This is a genomic window from Bradyrhizobium sp. USDA 3240 (assembly GCF_054063295.1).
In genome coordinates this window covers 2650325-2667374 of record NZ_JBSSGD010000002.1, presented here as the reverse complement: position 1 = coordinate 2667374, position 17050 = coordinate 2650325, and the positions used below count along the sequence as shown (strand labels likewise).

17 protein-coding genes are annotated in these 17050 nt (G+C 63.1%); 9 read left to right on the top strand and 8 right to left on the bottom strand.

The genetic code is table 11. From position 1 onward, the window contains the following. Window positions 1-59 precede the first annotated feature (59 nt). Genes lgt through ACVIGA_RS13320 form a run of 3 tightly spaced genes read right to left on the bottom strand, consistent with a single transcriptional unit; the run spans window position 60 to window position 2147 of the window. The gene (gene lgt / locus ACVIGA_RS13330; RefSeq protein ID WP_456666746.1) at window positions 60-902 is read right to left on the bottom strand and encodes a prolipoprotein diacylglyceryl transferase; all 843 of its coding nucleotides are present in this window, start codon (window positions 900-902) and stop codon (window positions 60-62) included. A 5-nt stretch (window positions 903-907) separates the two neighbouring features. Next, a complete protein-coding gene (locus ACVIGA_RS13325) occupies window positions 908-1399 on the bottom strand; it encodes a GNAT family N-acetyltransferase (protein ID WP_456666745.1) in 492 nt (163 codons plus the stop codon). Between the two features lie 16 nt (window positions 1400-1415). After that, window positions 1416-2147, bottom strand: coding sequence for a dienelactone hydrolase family protein (locus tag ACVIGA_RS13320; RefSeq protein WP_375776899.1), 732 nt, complete (start codon window positions 2145-2147; stop codon window positions 1416-1418). Between the two features lie 586 nt (window positions 2148-2733). Here ACVIGA_RS13320 and ACVIGA_RS13315 point away from each other — a divergent pair. The 4 genes from ACVIGA_RS13315 to ychF all read left to right on the top strand — a co-directional run bounded on the left by ACVIGA_RS13315 (window position 2734) and on the right by ychF (window position 5926). Further along, a complete protein-coding gene (locus ACVIGA_RS13315) occupies window positions 2734-2994 on the top strand; it encodes an accessory factor UbiK family protein (protein WP_038388183.1) in 261 nt (86 codons plus the stop codon). 297 nt (window positions 2995-3291) lie between these two features. Continuing rightward, window positions 3292-4017, top strand: coding sequence for a 50S ribosomal protein L25/general stress protein Ctc (locus ACVIGA_RS13310; RefSeq protein ID WP_456666744.1), 726 nt, complete (start codon window positions 3292-3294; stop codon window positions 4015-4017). Window positions 4018-4072: 55 nt separating this feature from the next. Then, complete coding sequence (pth, locus tag ACVIGA_RS13305; protein ID WP_456666743.1) at window positions 4073-4675, top strand: aminoacyl-tRNA hydrolase; 603 nt, start codon at window positions 4073-4075, stop codon at window positions 4673-4675. Window positions 4676-4828: 153 nt separating this feature from the next. Continuing rightward, complete coding sequence (gene ychF, locus ACVIGA_RS13300; protein WP_212313393.1) at window positions 4829-5926, top strand: redox-regulated ATPase YchF; 1098 nt, start codon at window positions 4829-4831, stop codon at window positions 5924-5926. A 254-nt stretch (window positions 5927-6180) separates the two neighbouring features. Here ychF and ACVIGA_RS13295 read toward each other — a convergent pair whose 3' ends face one another. Then, window positions 6181-6456, bottom strand: coding sequence for a metal-sensitive transcriptional regulator (locus tag ACVIGA_RS13295; RefSeq protein WP_456670798.1), 276 nt, complete (start codon window positions 6454-6456; stop codon window positions 6181-6183). A gap of 66 nt (window positions 6457-6522) precedes the next feature. Between ACVIGA_RS13295 and ACVIGA_RS13290 the strand changes: the two genes are divergently transcribed. Then, window positions 6523-8916 carry a heavy metal translocating P-type ATPase gene (locus tag ACVIGA_RS13290; RefSeq protein WP_456666742.1) on the top strand — a complete coding sequence of 798 codons (2394 nt, stop codon included), beginning with the start codon at window positions 6523-6525 and terminating at the stop codon, window positions 8914-8916. Between the two features lie 162 nt (window positions 8917-9078). On the opposite strand, the gene ACVIGA_RS13285 is transcribed toward ACVIGA_RS13290, so the two are convergent. The 3 genes from ACVIGA_RS13285 to trxB all read right to left on the bottom strand — a co-directional run bounded on the left by ACVIGA_RS13285 (window position 9079) and on the right by trxB (window position 12418). Beyond that, window positions 9079-9993, bottom strand: a complete 915-nt coding sequence (locus ACVIGA_RS13285) for a 4-hydroxy-tetrahydrodipicolinate synthase family protein (RefSeq protein WP_456666741.1) — start codon at window positions 9991-9993, stop codon at window positions 9079-9081. A gap of 536 nt (window positions 9994-10529) precedes the next feature. After that, window positions 10530-11450 carry a LysR family transcriptional regulator gene (locus ACVIGA_RS13280; RefSeq protein ID WP_029081982.1) on the bottom strand — a complete coding sequence of 307 codons (921 nt, stop codon included), beginning with the start codon at window positions 11448-11450 and terminating at the stop codon, window positions 10530-10532. 2 nt (window positions 11451-11452) lie between these two features. Then, window positions 11453-12418 carry a thioredoxin-disulfide reductase gene (gene trxB / locus ACVIGA_RS13275; protein ID WP_456666740.1) on the bottom strand — a complete coding sequence of 322 codons (966 nt, stop codon included), beginning with the start codon at window positions 12416-12418 and terminating at the stop codon, window positions 11453-11455. Between the two features lie 283 nt (window positions 12419-12701). On the opposite strand from trxB, the gene ACVIGA_RS13270 reads away from it, so the two are divergent. Continuing rightward, on the top strand, window positions 12702-13181 hold the full coding sequence (locus tag ACVIGA_RS13270) for an Lrp/AsnC family transcriptional regulator (protein ID WP_456666739.1): 480 nt from the start codon (window positions 12702-12704) through the stop codon (window positions 13179-13181). A 114-nt stretch (window positions 13182-13295) separates the two neighbouring features. On the opposite strand, the gene ACVIGA_RS13265 is transcribed toward ACVIGA_RS13270, so the two are convergent. Next, entirely contained in the window at window positions 13296-14453 is a 1158-nt protein-coding gene (locus tag ACVIGA_RS13265; RefSeq protein ID WP_456666738.1) for a hypothetical protein, read from the bottom strand. A 398-nt stretch (window positions 14454-14851) separates the two neighbouring features. Here ACVIGA_RS13265 and ACVIGA_RS13260 point away from each other — a divergent pair, with 398 nt between their 5' ends. The 3 genes from ACVIGA_RS13260 (at window position 14852) to ACVIGA_RS13250 (ending at window position 16985) form a co-directional block, all read left to right on the top strand. After that, entirely contained in the window at window positions 14852-15565 is a 714-nt protein-coding gene (locus ACVIGA_RS13260) for a thioesterase domain-containing protein (RefSeq protein ID WP_456666737.1), read from the top strand. 118 nt (window positions 15566-15683) lie between these two features. After that, entirely contained in the window at window positions 15684-16229 is a 546-nt protein-coding gene (locus tag ACVIGA_RS13255; RefSeq protein ID WP_456666736.1) for an SGNH/GDSL hydrolase family protein, read from the top strand. A 171-nt stretch (window positions 16230-16400) separates the two neighbouring features. Then, window positions 16401-16985, top strand: coding sequence for a protein-S-isoprenylcysteine O-methyltransferase (locus tag ACVIGA_RS13250; RefSeq protein WP_456666735.1), 585 nt, complete (start codon window positions 16401-16403; stop codon window positions 16983-16985). Window positions 16986-17050 lie beyond the last annotated feature (65 nt).

Here is a 17050-nt window from a genome sequence, read left to right as displayed (position 1 = left end):
CTGATCTCATCCAGCAGTGGGGAGGGTTCGCTCACGGCCTTCCTTGGATTGCACTTGCTCTACATTGAACTCGGCGCCGGCCCGTTCGCCGGGCGGCGAACGGCGGCCGTGATGATGATAGCGCCCACAATGATCATTGGCACCGACAGCAGCATCCCCATGGTTAATCCGCCCCACAGGAATCCGAGCTGCGGATCGGGCTCCCTGAAATGCTCGCCGATGATCCGGGCAAGGCCGTAGATCGCAATGAAGCTGCCGAGGATCAGGCCGGGCCGCTTGAGCGCGCCCATCCGGATCATGATCGCCAGCGCGGTGAACAGCACGATGCCCTCGAGCCCGGCCTCGTAGAGCTGGCTCGGATGGCGTGGCAGCGGTCCGCCATTGGGGAAGATCATGGCCCAGGGCAGGGTCGGATCGGCGTGACGGCCCCACAATTCACTGTTGATGAAATTGGCGAGCCGGCCGAGGAACAGCCCGATCGGCGCGACCGCGGTGGTGATGTCGCCGAGCGACAGGATCGGGATGTTGTTGCGGCGGGCAAACAGCATCACCGCGGCGACGCAGCCGAGGAAGCCGCCGTGGAACGACATTCCGCCCTTCCACAATTCGAGGATCTCGGACGGGTGCGCGATGAAGAAAGGCAGGTTGTAGAACAGCACGTAGCCGGTGCGGCCGCCGACGATGATGCCGATGGTGACCCAGAGGATGAAATCGTCGAGCTGCGGCAGCGTGATCGGCGCCGGGCCGCCCCACAGCCGCTCCTTCTTGATCAGCGAGCGCGCATAGATCCAGCCCAGCACGATGCCGACGATATAAGCCAGCGCGTACCAGCGGATCACGATCGGCCCGAGCGCGAGCGCGACGGGGTTGAACACCGGAAAGTCGATCAGCAGGAACGGCATCGGGATCAGAGCGCTTTCGTGTAGACGGCGTAGGGCACGCCATGAATGGGCGGAGCCTCATGCACCTTGCTGAAGCCCATCCTGAGATACATCGGCAAGGCGACCGTCATGATAGGGCTCGTGTGAAGCGCAATGGTCCGGCACCGGTCGCGCCGCGCCCTGGCGAGGCATTCCGACGTCAACGCATGCCCGAGTCCCTTGCCCGTGTCGACGGGGTCGACCACCAGCATGCGAATGACCGGCCATGCCTGATCGAAGAATGCGGCCTTTTTGACGCCAGGCCCAAAATAGCCGACCGCGCCGGCCAGTCGGTCGCCGAGCTCGGCGACGATGATCTCGCCGCCGGAACTCAACTCGGACGTTTTTGACAGGCCGGCGCGCATCGCTGGCCAGTCGTCGAAGGCGTCACGGAATTGCTCGAAGGCGGCAACCGCAAGCCGGTTCACCTCATAGGCGTCGGAGCTTTGGTAGTCCCGAATGCGTGCGGCCTCCGCCATCCGTTTTCTTCGGGCCTCAGACCAGGTTGCGGCGATAGAGTGCGAGCAGCCGCTCCCAGTGGCGTTCGGCGGCGTCGCGGTCGTAGACCGGGCGCTTGGGGAAAGCGAAGCCATGATGGGTGCCGGGATAGATCTCGACCTCGTTGTTCGAGCCCTTCATGCCCGCCTTCACCTGCTCGATGATCTCCGCCGGGGCGTAGATGTCGGTCTCGGCGCAGGCGAAATAGAGCTCGGCCTTGGTCTTCTGCACGGCGAGATGCGGGCTGTCGGGCTGATCGGTCGCCAGATGCGTGCCGTAGATCGAGGCGGCCGCCTTGACGCGATCGCCGAAATGCGTCGCCGCGTTCACGGCATAGCGGCCGCTCATACAATAGCCGACGGTCCCGATGATTTTCGTGTTGGCCGCCTTCTGCGTTTCGGCGTAGGCGAGCAGGCCCTTGGTGTCTTCCATAACCAGCGGGATGTTGAGCGAGTGCATCAGCTCGAACATGCGCTTGCGCTCGGGCGATTCCGGATCGGGATTGATCGGGCCGAGCTCCATCACGCCGGCGCGGTAATACATGTTGGGCAGCATCACGTAATAGCCCGAGGTGCCGAGCCGGCGCGCCATGTCGCGCAGCTCTTCGCGGATTGCCGGCGCATCCATGTAGAAGATGACGACAGGGAAGGGGCCGCCGCGCTCGGGATGGGTGATGAAGGTGGTGGTCTTGCCGTCCTTGGTCGGGATCTCGACGGTATGCTCGATCATGGCGTTTCTGCTCGCGTTATGTGTGCGATTTCTGTTGTGAGTTCATACGATTGCAAGGAAACCGGAGCATGACAAGGCAAGCTTCGGTAGTGGGTCAGTTTGAATGTGGCAGGGTTCCCCACTGGAATGTTGGCGGTCTACGGCGCATATTTGACGGTATGGGTTTGAGGTTTTCGTTCAAGTCTGGGCGGCTCGCCGTTGCCTATTACGTGGTGACCATCCCCATGATGATTTTGTTCATCTACGGTGCGAGCCGGTTTGGAGATGGGCCAATACGTGAGTGCGCGAACGGCGGCTGCCTCCCGCACGATTGCCATAGCGCCTATTGTTCGACACGCGGCCATTCCCACACCGCCGATCAATATCGGGCGTACAAAGATTGGGAGACCACCATCTTCATTGTTTGGCCGATTGGCATGGCCGCGTTGGCTCTTCTGAGATGGATAGAGAAGCGGAGCCAATGACCCCCCAAGCGCCCCCGCGACTCAAGCTCCTGGGAGTCTGCCATTCGCGGCGGACTTGAACCGGATGGCGGGGATCGCCATTGTCTTTTGCGCAAGCCAGTGAACGCGGAGAGTTTTGCCAGATGACCCAGACCAGCAATCGGTTTTTCGATGAGATCGGCCGTCTGATGAACGATGCCGCGGGCGCCGCCCAGGGCGTCAAGCGCGAGGTCGACACGGTCATGCGCAACCAGGCCGAGCGGATCCTGCGCGACCTCGATGTGGTCAAGCGCGAGGAATTCGACGCGGTCAAGGATATGGCCCGCCTGGCGCGCGAGGAGAACGAGGCGCTGAAGGCAAGGATCGCCGCGCTGGAAGCCAAGCTCGGCGGTTCGGCGGGTTAATCTTCGACCCTCCCCTGGAGGGGGAGGGTCGGCTCACAATTGAGCGCAGCGAAATGTGAGCCGGGGTGGGGTGAAGGTGTCTCCACCCGGGCACTGCCCATGTTGAGAGATCACCCCACCCCGGCCCCTCCAGGGGAGGGTGAAGAAAGAAAAATCCCTTCATTTCCTTGTCATTTCGGCCCTTTGGGGCTAAAAGCCCGCCACGTCCGCGGCCCCCGCACCCCTGGAGGCTTGCTGTGGACTTGAGCATGGGCCGCGCTGCGGCCTTTAACTTTTTAAATACAAGGACTTAACGCTATGGCGACCGTCAAGGAATTGAAGGCGACCGCGCGTCCGAAGAGCGGCAAGGGGGCCGCCCGGGCAGAGCGTCGCGCCGGGAGAGTTCCCGGAGTGATCTACGGAGACAACCAACCCCCCGTCACCATCTCGGTCGACGATCGTGACCTGCGCCAGCGCATCCTGGCCGGCCGGTTCCTGACCACGATCTATGACATCGACCTCGAGGGCAAGAAGCACCGCGTGATTCCGCGCGACTTCCACCTCGACCCGGTGAAGGACTTCCCGATCCATGTCGACTTCATGCGGCTCGGCGAAGGCGCGACCATCCGCGTCAGCGTGCCGCTGCACGTCGTGAACGCGGAAACCGCCCCGGGCATCAAGCGCGGCGGCACCGTGAACATTGTCACCCACGCGCTCGAACTCGAGTGCGCGGTCGACAACATTCCGCAATACATCGAAGTCGACGTCGGCGGCCTCGAGATCAGCTACTCGCTGCATCTCTCCGAGGTCACGCTGCCCAAGGGCGTGAAGTCGCTGACCCGCGAGGACGCGACGCTGGTCACCATCGTGCCGCCGTCCGGCTACGCCGAAGAGCAGAAGGCCGCAGCTGCGGCTGCTGCTGGTGGCGCTGCTCCGGCCGCGGGTGCTGCGGCTCCGGCCGCTGCGGCGGCTCCGGCTGCGGGTGCTGCGGCTCCGGCCGCGGGTGCCAAGGCTCCCGCCGGCGGTGGCGACAAGAAGAAGTAACCGATCAGGTCGGCGCGCGATCGTCTGATGGCGCGCCGACGTGGGATGCCGCGCCATGCGCCTTTTTGTCGGTCTCGGTAATCCTGGCGCGAAATACGCCAGCAACCGGCACAATATCGGTTTTCTGGCGGTCGACGAGATTGCACGGCGTCATGGTTTCGCACCATGGCGCCGTCGCTTTCAGGGCGAGACCTCCGAAGGCGTGGTCGATCGTGAGAAGGTCGTGCTGCTGAAGCCGACCACTTTCATGAACGAGTCCGGGCGCGCGGTGCAGGAAGCGGCGAACTTCTACAAGCTCGCCTCTGCCGACATCACCGTGTTCCAGGACGAGCTCGAACTGCCGCCCGCCAAGGTGCGGGTCAAGATCGGCGGCGGCATCGCCGGCCATAACGGGCTGCGCTCGATCTCTGCGCATATCGGCAATGAATATCGGCGGGTGCGGCTCGGGATCGGTCATCCCGGCGTCAAGGAGCTCGTGCACAGCCACGTGCTGTCGGACTTTGCCAAGAGCGACCGGGCGTGGGTGGAGGCCTTGTGCCAGGCCGTCGCCGACAATGCCGGCCTGCTAGCTGCGGGGCACGACGCCTCGTTCGCCAACAAGGTGCATCTGACGATGCAGGCCAAGGGATTTTTCGACACCAAGGACGAGGAGCCGTAGACCCTCGTCATCGCCGGGCGCCTGTCCCCGACCTGATCGGGGATGACCCGGCGATCCACTCTTTCCAGTGGGATGGATACGCGGGTCAAGCCCGCGTATGACGACCCCACTCAGTTCAGCCGCGCAGCGTGAGCGCGAGAGATCGGGACGAACATGGGATTTAAATGCGGGATCGTCGGGCTGCCGAACGTCGGCAAGTCGACGCTGTTCAATGCGCTGACCGAGACGGCAGCCGCCCAGGCGGCGAACTATCCGTTCTGCACCATCGAGCCGAATGTCGGCGAGGTGGCCGTGCCCGATCCGCGGCTGGAGAAGCTGTCGGCAATCGCGAAGTCCGCGCAGATCATCCCGACCCGGCTGACCTTCGTCGATATCGCGGGCCTGGTGCGCGGCGCCTCGCAGGGCGAAGGCCTCGGCAACCAGTTCCTCGCCAACATCCGCGAGGTCGACGCGATCGCCCATGTGGTGCGCTGCTTCGAGGATTCCGACATCACCCATGTCGAAGGCAAGATCGCGCCGCTCGCCGACATCGAGACCATCGAGACCGAGCTGATGCTGTCCGACCTCGACAGCCTCGAGAAGCGCGTCGACAACCTCTCGAAGAAGGCCAAGGGCAACGACAAGGAAGCCAAGGAGCAGCTCGAGCTCGTCAACCGCGCGCTGGTGCTGTTGCGTGACGGCAAGCCGGCGCGTGCGCTGGAGCGCAAGCCGGAGGAGGAGCGTGCCTTCCGGATGCTCGGTCTCCTGACCTCGAAGCCCGTGCTCTATGTCTGCAACGTCGAGGAAGGCTCGGCCAAGGACGGCAACAATTTCTCCAAGGCGGTGTTCGAGCGCGCGAAGGAAGAGGGCGCGGTCGCGGTGGTGATCTCGGCCAAGATCGAATCCGAGATCGCGACGCTGTCGCGCGAGGAGCGTGTCGACTTCCTGGAGACGCTGGGCCTTGAAGAGGCCGGGCTCGACCGGCTGATCCGCGCCGGCTACCAGTTGCTCGACCTCATCACCTATTTCACGGTCGGCCCGAAGGAAGCGCGCGCCTGGACCATCGATCGCGGCACCAAGGCGCCCGCCGCCGCCGGAGTGATCCACACCGATTTCGAGAAGGGCTTCATCCGCGCCGAGACCATCGCGTATGAGGATTACATCGCCGGCAACGGCGAAGCCGGCGCGCGCGATGCCGGCAAGCTACGGCTCGAAGGCAAAGACTACGTCGTCGCCGACGGCGACGTCATGCATTTCAGGTTCAACACCTGATCGCACTGTTCAGCCGCGCATGAAGCGGCTGCGAATCAAGCGCCGCACTCTCCACGTCCCGGCGAAGGCCGGGACCCATAACCACAAATCTCAGTGATTAACAGCGCTGTGGCCCCAGCTTTTGCTCAAAGCAGGCAACGGTGGCTATCGGTCCCAGCCTTCGCCGGGACGACACTGGATATACGGTGCCGCTCTCGATTTCGTCGCAAGCGGACGAGCTGAAGCGACTCCAGAGCCGTCGTTAGTTTCCTAACTCACCTATCCGCGCGGCCGATCACATCCATCAGCTCGGCGATCTTGCGCCGCTGGTCGGCCTTGTCGCCGGACGAGATCGCATGCTCGACGCAATGGGCGACATGATCGCGCAGGACCTCTTCCTCGACGCGGCGGAGCGCCGCGCGCGCGGCCGCGATCTGCGTCACCACGTCGATGCAATAGCGGTCTCCCTCGACCATGGCGGCCAAGCCGCGGATCTGACCCTCGATCCGTTTGAGCCGTTTTAAACAGGATGTCTTGACGTCGTCTCTCATAGGTCTCATATACCCCCCTAGGGTATACAAATCAAGAGGCCGGGATACCGGCCGGGAAGAGTCTTCGTGGCAGACGCAAAGCACGACCATTCGCACGCGGATCATCACCATCATGGCGCGGCCGCGCATTCCTGCTGCGGCGGCAAGCACGATCACCACACGACCCCGGCCGAGGCGACGTTCGCGATCGATCCGGTCTGCGGCATGAAGGTCGACCCGGCGACCGCCAAGCACCGCTTCAGCTACAAGGGCGAGGAGTACCTGTTCTGCAGCGGCCGTTGCCGCGAGCGTTTCGAGGCCGAGCCGGAGAAGTACCTCAAGCCGCGTGAGGCGGAGCCGCCAATGCCGGCCGGCACGATCTACACCTGCCCGATGCATCCCGAGGTGCGCCAGGTCGGTCCCGGCAGCTGCCCGATCTGCGGCATGGCGCTGGAGCCCGAGCAGATCTCGCTTGACGACGGGCCGGATCCCGAATTGATCGACATGACGAGGCGGTTCTGGATCGCGCTGGCGCTCACGCTGCCGGTGTTCGTGCTCGAGATGGGCAGCCATCTCGGGCTGATGCATCTGGTGCCGCAGGGCTGGTCGAACTGGATCTCTTTCGTGCTGGCGACGCCCGTCGTGCTGTGGGCCGGCGCGCCGTTCTTCGTGCGCGGCTGGCAGTCGGTGGTGACGCGCAATCTCAACATGTTCACGCTGATCGCGATGGGCGTCGGCGTCGCCTACCTCTACAGCGTGGTCGCGACGCTGGCGCCGCAGCTGTTCCCGCCGGCGTTCCGCGACATGCACGGCGCGGTCGCGGTGTATTTCGAGGCGGCGGCCGTGATCACGGTGCTGGTGCTGCTCGGCCAGGTGCTGGAACTGCGCGCCCGCGCGCAGACCTCGGGTGCGATCCGCGCGCTGCTCGGTCTCGCGCCCAAGACCGCGCGGCGCGTCACCGATCACGGCGACGAGGATATCGACATCGACGCGATCAAGGTCGGCGACCGGCTGCGCGTGCGCCCCGGCGAAAAGGTTCCGGTCGACGGCGTCGTCATCGAGGGCAGCGCGGTCATCGATGAATCCATGGTCACGGGTGAATCGATGCCGGTCACGAAGGCCGAAGGTGCGAGCGTGATCGGCGGCACCGTCAACCAGAGCGGCGGCCTCGTGATGCGCGCCGAGAAGGTCGGCCGCGACACCATGCTGTCGCGCATCGTCGACATGGTGGCGAAGGCGCAGCGCTCGCGCGCGCCGATCCAGCGGCTCGCCGACCGCGTCGCCGGCTGGTTCGTGCCGGCGGTGATCGCCGCGGCCGTGCTCGCCTTCATCGCCTGGACGGTGTTCGGCCCCGAGCCGCGCCTGACCTTTGCGCTGGTCGCCGCGGTCACGGTGCTGATCATCGCCTGTCCCTGCGCGCTGGGATTGGCAACGCCGATGTCGATCATGGTCGGTGTCGGCCGCGGCGCGCATTCCGGCATCCTGATCCGCGACGCGCAGGCGCTGGAGCGGATGGAGGCGATCGATACGCTGGTGATCGACAAGACCGGCACGCTCACCGAGGGCAAGCCGAAGGTCGTGCGCATCATTGCCGCCGAAGGGTTCGACGAGAATGACTTGCTGCGCGTTGCCGCCGGCGTCGAGCAGGGCAGCGAACATCCGCTGGCGCAGGCGATCATCGCCTCTGCCAGGGAACGCAAGCTCGCATCTTCCGCCGTCAGCAACTTTGCCTCGCCCTCCGGCAAGGGCGCGACTGGCACGGTCGAGGGCAAGCAGGTCGCGCTCGGCAATGCGGTGCTGATGGGGGAGTTGAAGATCGCAACGCCGGCGCTGGACCAGGCCGCCGAGGCCGCGCGGCGGGACGGCGCGACGGCGATCTATGTCGCGGTCGACGGCCGCGTCGCCGGCGTGATCGCGATTGCCGATCCGGTCAAGGCGTCGGCGGCCAGCGCGCTGCAGGCGTTGCGCGCCGAGGGCCTGCGCATCGTGATGCTGACCGGCGACAATCAGACCACCGCGCGCGCGGTGGCGAAAACGCTCGGCATCGACGAGGTCGAGGCCGGCGTGCTGCCGGAGCGCAAGAGCGAGGTCGTGCAGCGGTTGCGCGGCGAAGGCCGTATCGTCGCGATGGCGGGCGATGGCGTCAACGATGCGCCGGCGCTCGCTGCGGCCGATGTCGGCATTGCGATGGGCGGCGGCACCGATGTCGCAATCGAGAGCGCCGGCATCACGCTGCTCACCGGCGACCTGATGGGCCTGGTCCGGGCGCGGCGATTGTCGGTCGCAACCATGCGCAACATCCGCCAGAACCTGGCGTTCGCCTTCGTCTACAACGCGGCCGGCGTGCCGATCGCGGCCGGCGTGCTGTATCCGCTGTTCGGCATCCTGCTGTCGCCGATGGTCGGCGCCGCGGCGATGGCACTGTCCTCGGTCAGCGTGATCGGCAACGCGCTGCGGCTTTCGAGGGTGAAGCTGGATTAGGTGTTTCTTACCTCGCCCCGCTTGCGGGGAGAGGTCGGATCGCATCGCAGATGCGATCCGGGTGAGGGGGACTCTCCGCGGGTTCGTCTCTCACTAAGCTTGCGGAAGCGGCCCCTCACCCCAGCCCTCTCCCCGCAAGAGCGGGGCGAGGGAGAAGAGGCTTCACGCCGGCAGCAGCAGCTGCGCGCGCCGCTCCATCTCGGCATCGAGCCAGGTTGCGAGATCCTCGCTCACCTCGACCATCGGCAGCCGCACCTCGGGGCTGTCGATCAATCCCTGCCGCCACAGCCAGTGCTTGGCCGGCGCCGGGCTCGGTTCCGCGAACAACAGTCGGGTCAGGCCGACGACGCTCTGCCAGGCGGCGAGTGCCGCGTCGCGCTTGCCCTGCCTCAGCAGCGTGCGGATCGATGCGAATGTGTCCGTCTGCAGATGCGCGGACAGCAGGATCGCGCCGTCGGCGCCGTCCGAGAGCGCATCGAAGGTCTGCGCGTCTTCGCCGGTCAGCACGCGGAAGCCCGCGGGTCGGCGATTGAGGAAGTCGATCGACTGCGCGCGGTCGGCACAGCAGTCCTTCATGCCGGCGATGTTGGGATGTTCCGCGAGCGCCAGCAGTGTCTCATTGGTCAGGTTCACCGCCGTGCGATACGGAATGTTGTAGAGCACGACCGGCCACGAGGCGTGATCGGCCAGCGCATTGAAGTGCTGCACGAGCCCGCGTTGCGAGGGCCTGATGTAATAGGGGCTCGCGATCAGGTAACCGTTGATCGGCCAGTCGGCCGTATCATCCAGCGCATCCTTCATCCTGGCCGTAGAGGCGCCGGAGAGCCCGAGGCAGACCGGCAGATGGCGGGAGTTGGCACTGAGCTCGTCGAGCACGACGCTGACCAGCCCTTCCAGCTCATCGGTGCTGAGCGCCATGCCTTCGCCGGAGGTTGCACCGAGGATGAACCCGTCGACGGGGCCGCTGGCATAGTGCCGCACGAGGCGTCGCAGCGAGGTGACGTCGAGTTCGCCGTCGCGGAACGGCGTGATCAGGGGCAGCCAGAGGCCCTGCAATTGCTGGTGTAGCTCAGTCATGTTCCATCTCCTTGAGAAGGCAGAGCCGGAGACGGGACCAACAAAAAACCCCGTCCAGGCGGCGGGGTTTCGGGATCGGTAGGATGCGAAGGTGATCTTATCGCGCGCGATCTCGTGTCCCCGGGAGGGGAGCTTTTTTCGACGACAGAACGGCGCACGAAGTCGTGATCATGGGATAATGATGCTGCGCTGCGAGGTTGTTGTCAATCCACATGCTGACCGTGACGTGCGGCACGTTTTCCCGTGACATCAAGGTGAAAGACATTGAGATGAAAAAAAGCCGGGCTCGAGTGAGCCCGGCTTAAGGTATTGGCCACGTGAGGCCGACACAATCACCTTCCAAGAGGGATTACTGAACTTCCGCGCCACTGGAGGAGGGGGACATATGCGCGACGCGACCGCTCAGCGTGTAAGCACTATGATCCCCATCGACGCCTTGCAGCAACTATCCAGCTCGCATGTCAGTCATGCGGAGATTCAGGGGCCTCTTGGCGCGGCGCGGAAAGCCTATAACCCAGCCCATAAGGCCGGCTTAATCAGGACGGCCAGCGCTGCGCCTTGCTGACCACGAAGTCGCGGAACACCTGCACCCGGGCCACCGTCTTCAGCTCTTCCGGATAGACGAAGTAGGTGTCGAGCGCGATCGAGTCGGACTCGCCGAACAGCTGCACGAGGTTGTTCTGTTCGACCAGATAGTCCGGCAGCGCGGCGATGCCGAGGCCCTGCTGGCAGGCGCGCACCAGGCCGAGGATGTTGTTGACCTTGAAGTAGGGTTCGCGCGGACCGGAGCCGTTGCGGCCGGCATCGATCAGCCAGCTGCGGTTCTGCAGATGCGGCGGCACCTGCGAGTCGCCGAGCATGATGATGCGGTGCGAGTCGAGATCATCCAGCGTCCGCGGCGTGCCGAAGCGCTTGATGTATTCCGGCGAGCAATAGGCATGGAAGCCGATCGAGAACAGCTTGCGCTGGATCAGGTCCGGCTGGGTCGGCTTGCGGGTGCGGATCGCGACGTCGGCCTCGCGCATCGACAGATCGAGATCCTCGTCGGTGACGATCAGCGAGATCCGGATATCCGGATAGAGCGCAACGAACTCGTCGAGCCGCGGGATCAGCCAGTTGATGCCGAGCGCCGGCGGCGTCGTGATCTTGAGGTCGCCGCTCGGCCGCTCACGGCTGTCGGTGAGCTTGGCGCGCGCCGCCTGCAACTGCATGAAGACGTCATGCGCGGTGCGGAACAGCAGGTCGCCCTGCTCGGTGAGGATCAGGCCGCGGGCATGTCGGTGAAACAGCGAGACCGAGAGCTCCTGCTCCAGTGCGCTGACCTGGCGGGAGACCGCCGATTGCGACAGGCCGAGCTGCTCGCCGGCATGCGTGAAGCTGCCAGCTTCCGCCGCCGCGTGAAAGACCTTCAGCTTGTCCCAATCCATGTCCGTAAATCCGTCGCGAGATCGTGCCATGATTATTCCGCCGCTGCGCGATCGCTCGCGCGAAGAGCAATGAAGCGTTCGGCCTCGAGCGCTGCCATGCAGCCGAGACCGGCGGCGGTGACCGCCTGCCGAAAGGTTTCATCCGCCACGTCGCCCGCGGCGAACAGGCCGGGCACCGAGGTCGCCGTGGAATTCGGCGCCACCTCGACATAGCCTGTCGGTTTCAGCTTGATCTGACCTTTGACGAGCTCCGTCGCCGGCGCATGGCCGATCGCGATGAAGATGCCGTCGGTCTTGAGGTCGGTCAGCGCGCCGGTCTTGACGTTCTTGAGCCGCACGTGGGTGACCTTGTTCGGGTTCTCGGTGCCGCAGATCTCGTCGATCGCGGAATCCCACACCACCTTAATCTTGGGATGCTTGAACAGCCGCTCCTGCAGGATGCGCTCGGCGCGGAAGTGATCGCGGCGATGCACGATGGTGACTTGCGAGGCGTGATTGGTCAGGTACAGCGCTTCCTCGACCGCGGTGTTGCCGCCGCCGACCACAACGACTTCCTTGCCGCGGTAGAAGAAGCCGTCGCAGGTCGCGCAGGCCGACACGCCGCCGCCCTGGAATTTCTCCTCCGAGGGCAGCCCGAGCCAGCGCGCCTGGGCGCCGGTGGCGAGGATGACGGTCTCGGCGAGATAGACGTCGCCGGAATCGCAGGTCAGGCGAAACGGGCGCTGGCCGAGCTCCAGCTTGTTGACGAGATCGGTGACGATCTTGGTGCCGACATGGGCCGCCTGCTTCTCCATCTGCTCCATCAGCCAGGGGCCCTGGATCACATCGGCGAAGCCCGGATAGTTCTCGACATCGGTGGTGATGGTGAGCTGGCCGCCCGGCTGAATGCCCTGGATCAGGATCGGTTCGAGCATCGCGCGCGCCGCGTAGATCGCTGCGGTGTAACCGGCGGGGCCGGACCCGATGATGACGACCTTGGCATGGGTAGGCGCGGGCATTGTGAGATCCCTCTGTTTTGGGGATTTTGATCAAGGACTTGTGCGGGAAGCGCCCCGGAAACGCGTCACGGCGGCGCCAAAAGTGTCAAATCCAAGTCTAGGATATCTGGGTAGCTATGCAAGATTTGCAATCCATGGCAGCGATTTTTCCCCGGAACTGAAGTCACATTCGCGAAATCGTGCGCTGCACGCGCAATAAAATTGCGCAATGCCGGCCGGCTGCGCTATGAGAGTTGCCGGCAGACCTGCCAAGCCTTCCGAACCCTGAGGGAACCCAAGTCGCGTGTCGAAGAACCTTGACGAGATCGACCTCAAAATCCTCGCCGAGATCCAGGCTGATGGTCGAATCACCAATGTGGAACTCGCCAAACGCGTTGGGATCTCGCCGCCGCCCTGCCTGCGCAGGGTCCGGGCGCTGGAAGAGGAGGGCTACATTCAGGGCTACCGCGGCCTGCTCGATCCGCGCCGCCTCGGCTTCGACGTCACGGTGTTCGCCTCGGTGCATCTGTCGAGCCAGGCCGACGCCGATCTCCGCGCCTTCGAGAATTTCGTGCGCGCCGAGCCGTTGGTGCGGGAATGCTGGATGCTGTCGGGCGAAGTCGATTTCATCCTCAAATGCGTCGCCCCCGACATGGCGACCTTCCAGGATTTCGTCACCCACCTGACCGCCGCACCGCATGTGCGCAACGTCCGGACGTCGCTGGTGCTGCACAATTCGAAATACGAAGCCGCGGTGCCGCTGGGCGTGAAGGCGGCGTCGTAGCGCGCCGTGGCGCGCCATTTTGGGCGATGCGCTGGCATCCGATGTTTGAGCTGGAGTGAAGAGGCTCCTCGTCAACTTCGGGCAGTCATCGCCGAACCGTTTGCCTCGAATAGTTCAACTGCCCCGGATGGTGAGGTCGCGACGTCGAACTCGAGCGGCCCGCAAGTAATCATGCAATAGTCGTAAACCGAGCGCTGATCGTTTCCCCATCAAGAACTGATAGTGGATCTGCATGAAGTCGAATCGATGACGTCTGAAGCGGATCGGACTTATCATCGAGTGTATTTGGACGCGCCGAATCTTGGGGTGCACTCCTGAGTAGTCCCGGCTGGTACGTTTCAGCGTGACGGGGTCGAAGCGATAGAAGCTGATCGCGTCATCTCGTGCCTGGTATTCGACCCAGTCGATGGCAGACGTTCCGGCCACAAGTTGTGCCGCTTCCCGAATTTGGCCGCCCATCGGATGCAATGCGAATTTGGGAATAGTGGCGCCCACTGTGAGAACGCACAGCTTCGGTCCGCGCGTTTCAAGCAGGGGATCCAATTTTAGCGCGCGTGCGACCGCCGCTATTGTGAGTGCGGCGCCGAGAGAATGGCCAACAATGAGAATTTCATCAACTTTTGCAGCCTGAGCTGTCTTTGCGATCAGCTCCGCAAAGTCGTCGAGTCGCGCATCAAGTTCGCTTCTGCGCCCGTAAAGGAACTCGTGCGAGAAAATGGCATCATCGAGAATGTGGTTTATGCGACCCTTCGGTCCGATCCAGAGTACAGCGCTGACGAAGATGGCAAGCGACAAAAAACTGCCAAGCAGCAGTTCCACCCAAAGTGTAGCGTGCAAGAGCCCGATCACCAGATACGATAGCCCAGCGCTGCACAATGCGATCAGCAGCAAACAACAATATGGAAAGACGAAAAAGAGGGCGTACTTCCAACTCGCCATCGCATATCTGAACAGTGTTCCCGTTATCATGAAGTCGAACAGCGCTTTCGCGGACTGTACAAGACGAGGCACGAGCCCGACTTTCGAATCGCACCGAATGAGATCATCCCAGCGCAGCATCTCGAAGGTAATGCTGGTTTTCCAGTTTGGACCCCACGCCTCCACGTTGCATGACGCATCGATTGCAGATGTGTTCGAGATTTCCGACAACCGTGAAGAAGCGCCCCAAATCCTACCGAAGCTCGAGAGCGAGCGGCGCAGGCGTTCGACCTGCTGGTCCGGAGTGACGGGATCGTAACCGCCAACGTGGAAGACGTGCCGTCGTCGAATCATCTAGCAACTCGAGATCTGCATGGACTGGTTGCCACTCATTCTGGGAAATCCAATTGACACTGTACTAGGGAACTCGCACCACGTTGATCCCGAATCCTTGGTAGGCTTGGCATGGATGAGGCGGATATACCTTATTAAATTACCACTCCGCCGCGATGGTCGCACTCATTGAGATTGGCTTCGATCAAAAAGTGCAGAGACAGGCGCGATGGGAGCCAATTGACGCCGGACGGTGGTGAAGGGGGGGGCGCGGTCCGAATCGGTCGTTCCAGTGTGGCAAATCCGCGACAGCAAACAATTGCACGCCTCGACACGTGTTTCAAAATTCGTTCTTGATTGTCACGATTCCCAAGTTTGCTTTAATGCGACCAGATTTGAAGTCGGCGAGGGATCCTGAAATGGAAAGATTACGTTACAGCACGGCGCTGGTATGCGCCGTCCTGACGGTCCTTTTTGCGAGCGGCTTGTATTCGAACAGCGGGGCTCAGGCGCGTCCCGGAATTGCGATGGCCGTCAGATCGACAGGTCCGCAGGCTCGATTGCATTCCTCTGCGACGCACGTCTATCTGTTCCGCGGGCTGTTGAACGTCTTTTCCTTGGGCATGGACGACCTTGCCGCCCAGCTGCGCGCGGCCGGCATCGCCGCGGACGTCGCCAACCACGCCCAGTGGAGAGGCGTTGCCGACGAAATTATTGCAAAATATAGAGGTGGCCAGCGCGGGCCCATTGTACTCGTGGGGCACTCTCTTGGTGCGGATGCCGTGATGTCGATGGCCGAGTACCTCGGCCAAATGGGCGTGCCTGTCGCTTTGGTTGTCCCGTTCGACGGCACATCGCCTCATGCGGCGACGGCGAATGTCGCAAGGGTTTTGAATCTGTTCAAGCATGAAAGCGATCGAATAAGTCGCGGCCCCGGCTTCCGCGGCGAGCTTACAAACTTCAAGGTTCCCGATGTCAACGTCGACCACTTCAACATCGATAAAAGCGCGGCGTTGCATAGCCTGGTGATAAGAAAGATCAGGTCGATCGGATCCGGCGTTGCGCGCCCAAAGGCCCGCCAGAATCCTTCGAACGTGGTTTCACCTGCAGCCGCAGCCTCGACCAATTCCTAGCCTCACGCCCAAAAGACAGTTTGAAGGCGGCATGTGACGCGTCACGTGAGGCTTTGGATTACGCCTCTCCGGTGTCCGTGCTATTTTTCTGTGGCACTTCAGTCCGGGGAGGCAGTCGGTGACGACGTTCGGAAGATTCTCAATCGCTGTAGCGATCGGCATATTGGCGACCGTCTCCGCCACCTTCGCAAAGCCGATTCGTATCGTGGCAGTCGGCGCAAGCAACACGCAGGGTTGGTACGTCGGGAAGCAAGGCGCTTACCCGGCGAAGCTGGAAGCCCTGCTGAGGGAGAAGGGCGTCAATGCGAACGTCGTCAATGCCGGCATTCCCTTCGATACCACGGCCGGTATGCTCAAGCGCATTGATAGCGACGTGCCGAAGGGAACCGACATCGTCATCCTGCAGCCTGGAGGCAATGACAGGCGCTTCCTTGTCACGAAGGAGCAGCGGGCGGCCAACATCGCGGCGATGGAGCGGCGGCTGCGTGATCGCGCCATCAAGAGCGTCGTGTACGACGATGAGATTCCGCCGCAGTATTACGCTTTTGACTTCATTCACCTCACGGCTGACGGCCATGCCTTCATAGCGTCGCAGTTGCTCCCGCGCGTGCTGGCGATGATCGACCGGAGGGCCGGCGCGGCTTCGCCGCGGGCGAGAGACTAGCGGGTCGCGCGGCCAATTTATCAGTGGAAACAACCCGCAAGCCTTGTATGATTGCTTCATGTTGGTCTGTGGACAGACCCGGTTCGGTCAAATCTCAGACACCGCTAAGGATGGCGCACCTTCGATGGTCGGCAAAAATGGCACGCCAGCGAAAACAGCGCTTGGCCCACGATGACGCCTAGCATTGCCAAGTTCGTGTTTGTGATGATGGCGGTCGGTTGGTATCTCATCCGCTACAGATACGCACGTCGTTCTCGTCGTGAGAAGGTCTTGCGGAGCGCCCGAGGCCCCCGCGAGAACACCCTGCTGCTGATATCGCTCACGGGTCTCGGAATTGTGCCGTTCGTGTACATCGCAACGGCCGCACCTCATTTCGCGTCGTATGCCTTCCGGCCAGTTCAAGCCTGGCTGGGGGTTTTCGTGGCGATTGGGGCGCTGGTCATGTTCCGGCTGACCCATCGCGCTCTTGGTCGGAACTGGTCGGTGAGTCTCGACGTGCGGGAGAATCATCACCTGATCACAGGCGGGATTTATCGAAAGATCCGGCATCCCATGTATTCCGCGTTCTGGCTTTGGGCCGTCGCACAGGCGCTGCTCTTGCCGAATCTGCTAGCCGGTTTCGCTGGCCTGATCGGATTTGGGACACTGTTCTTCGGCCGGGTTGCCAAGGAAGAACAGATGATGCTGGAAGCGTTCGGCGACGAGTATAGCGAGTACATGGCACGGACCGGACGCATTATACCAAGGCTGTTCTGAGCCGGCTGCACGGGGGGCTCGCCCGCCCCTACATTGGGACCCGCGCAAGGCAACCACCCGTGTCG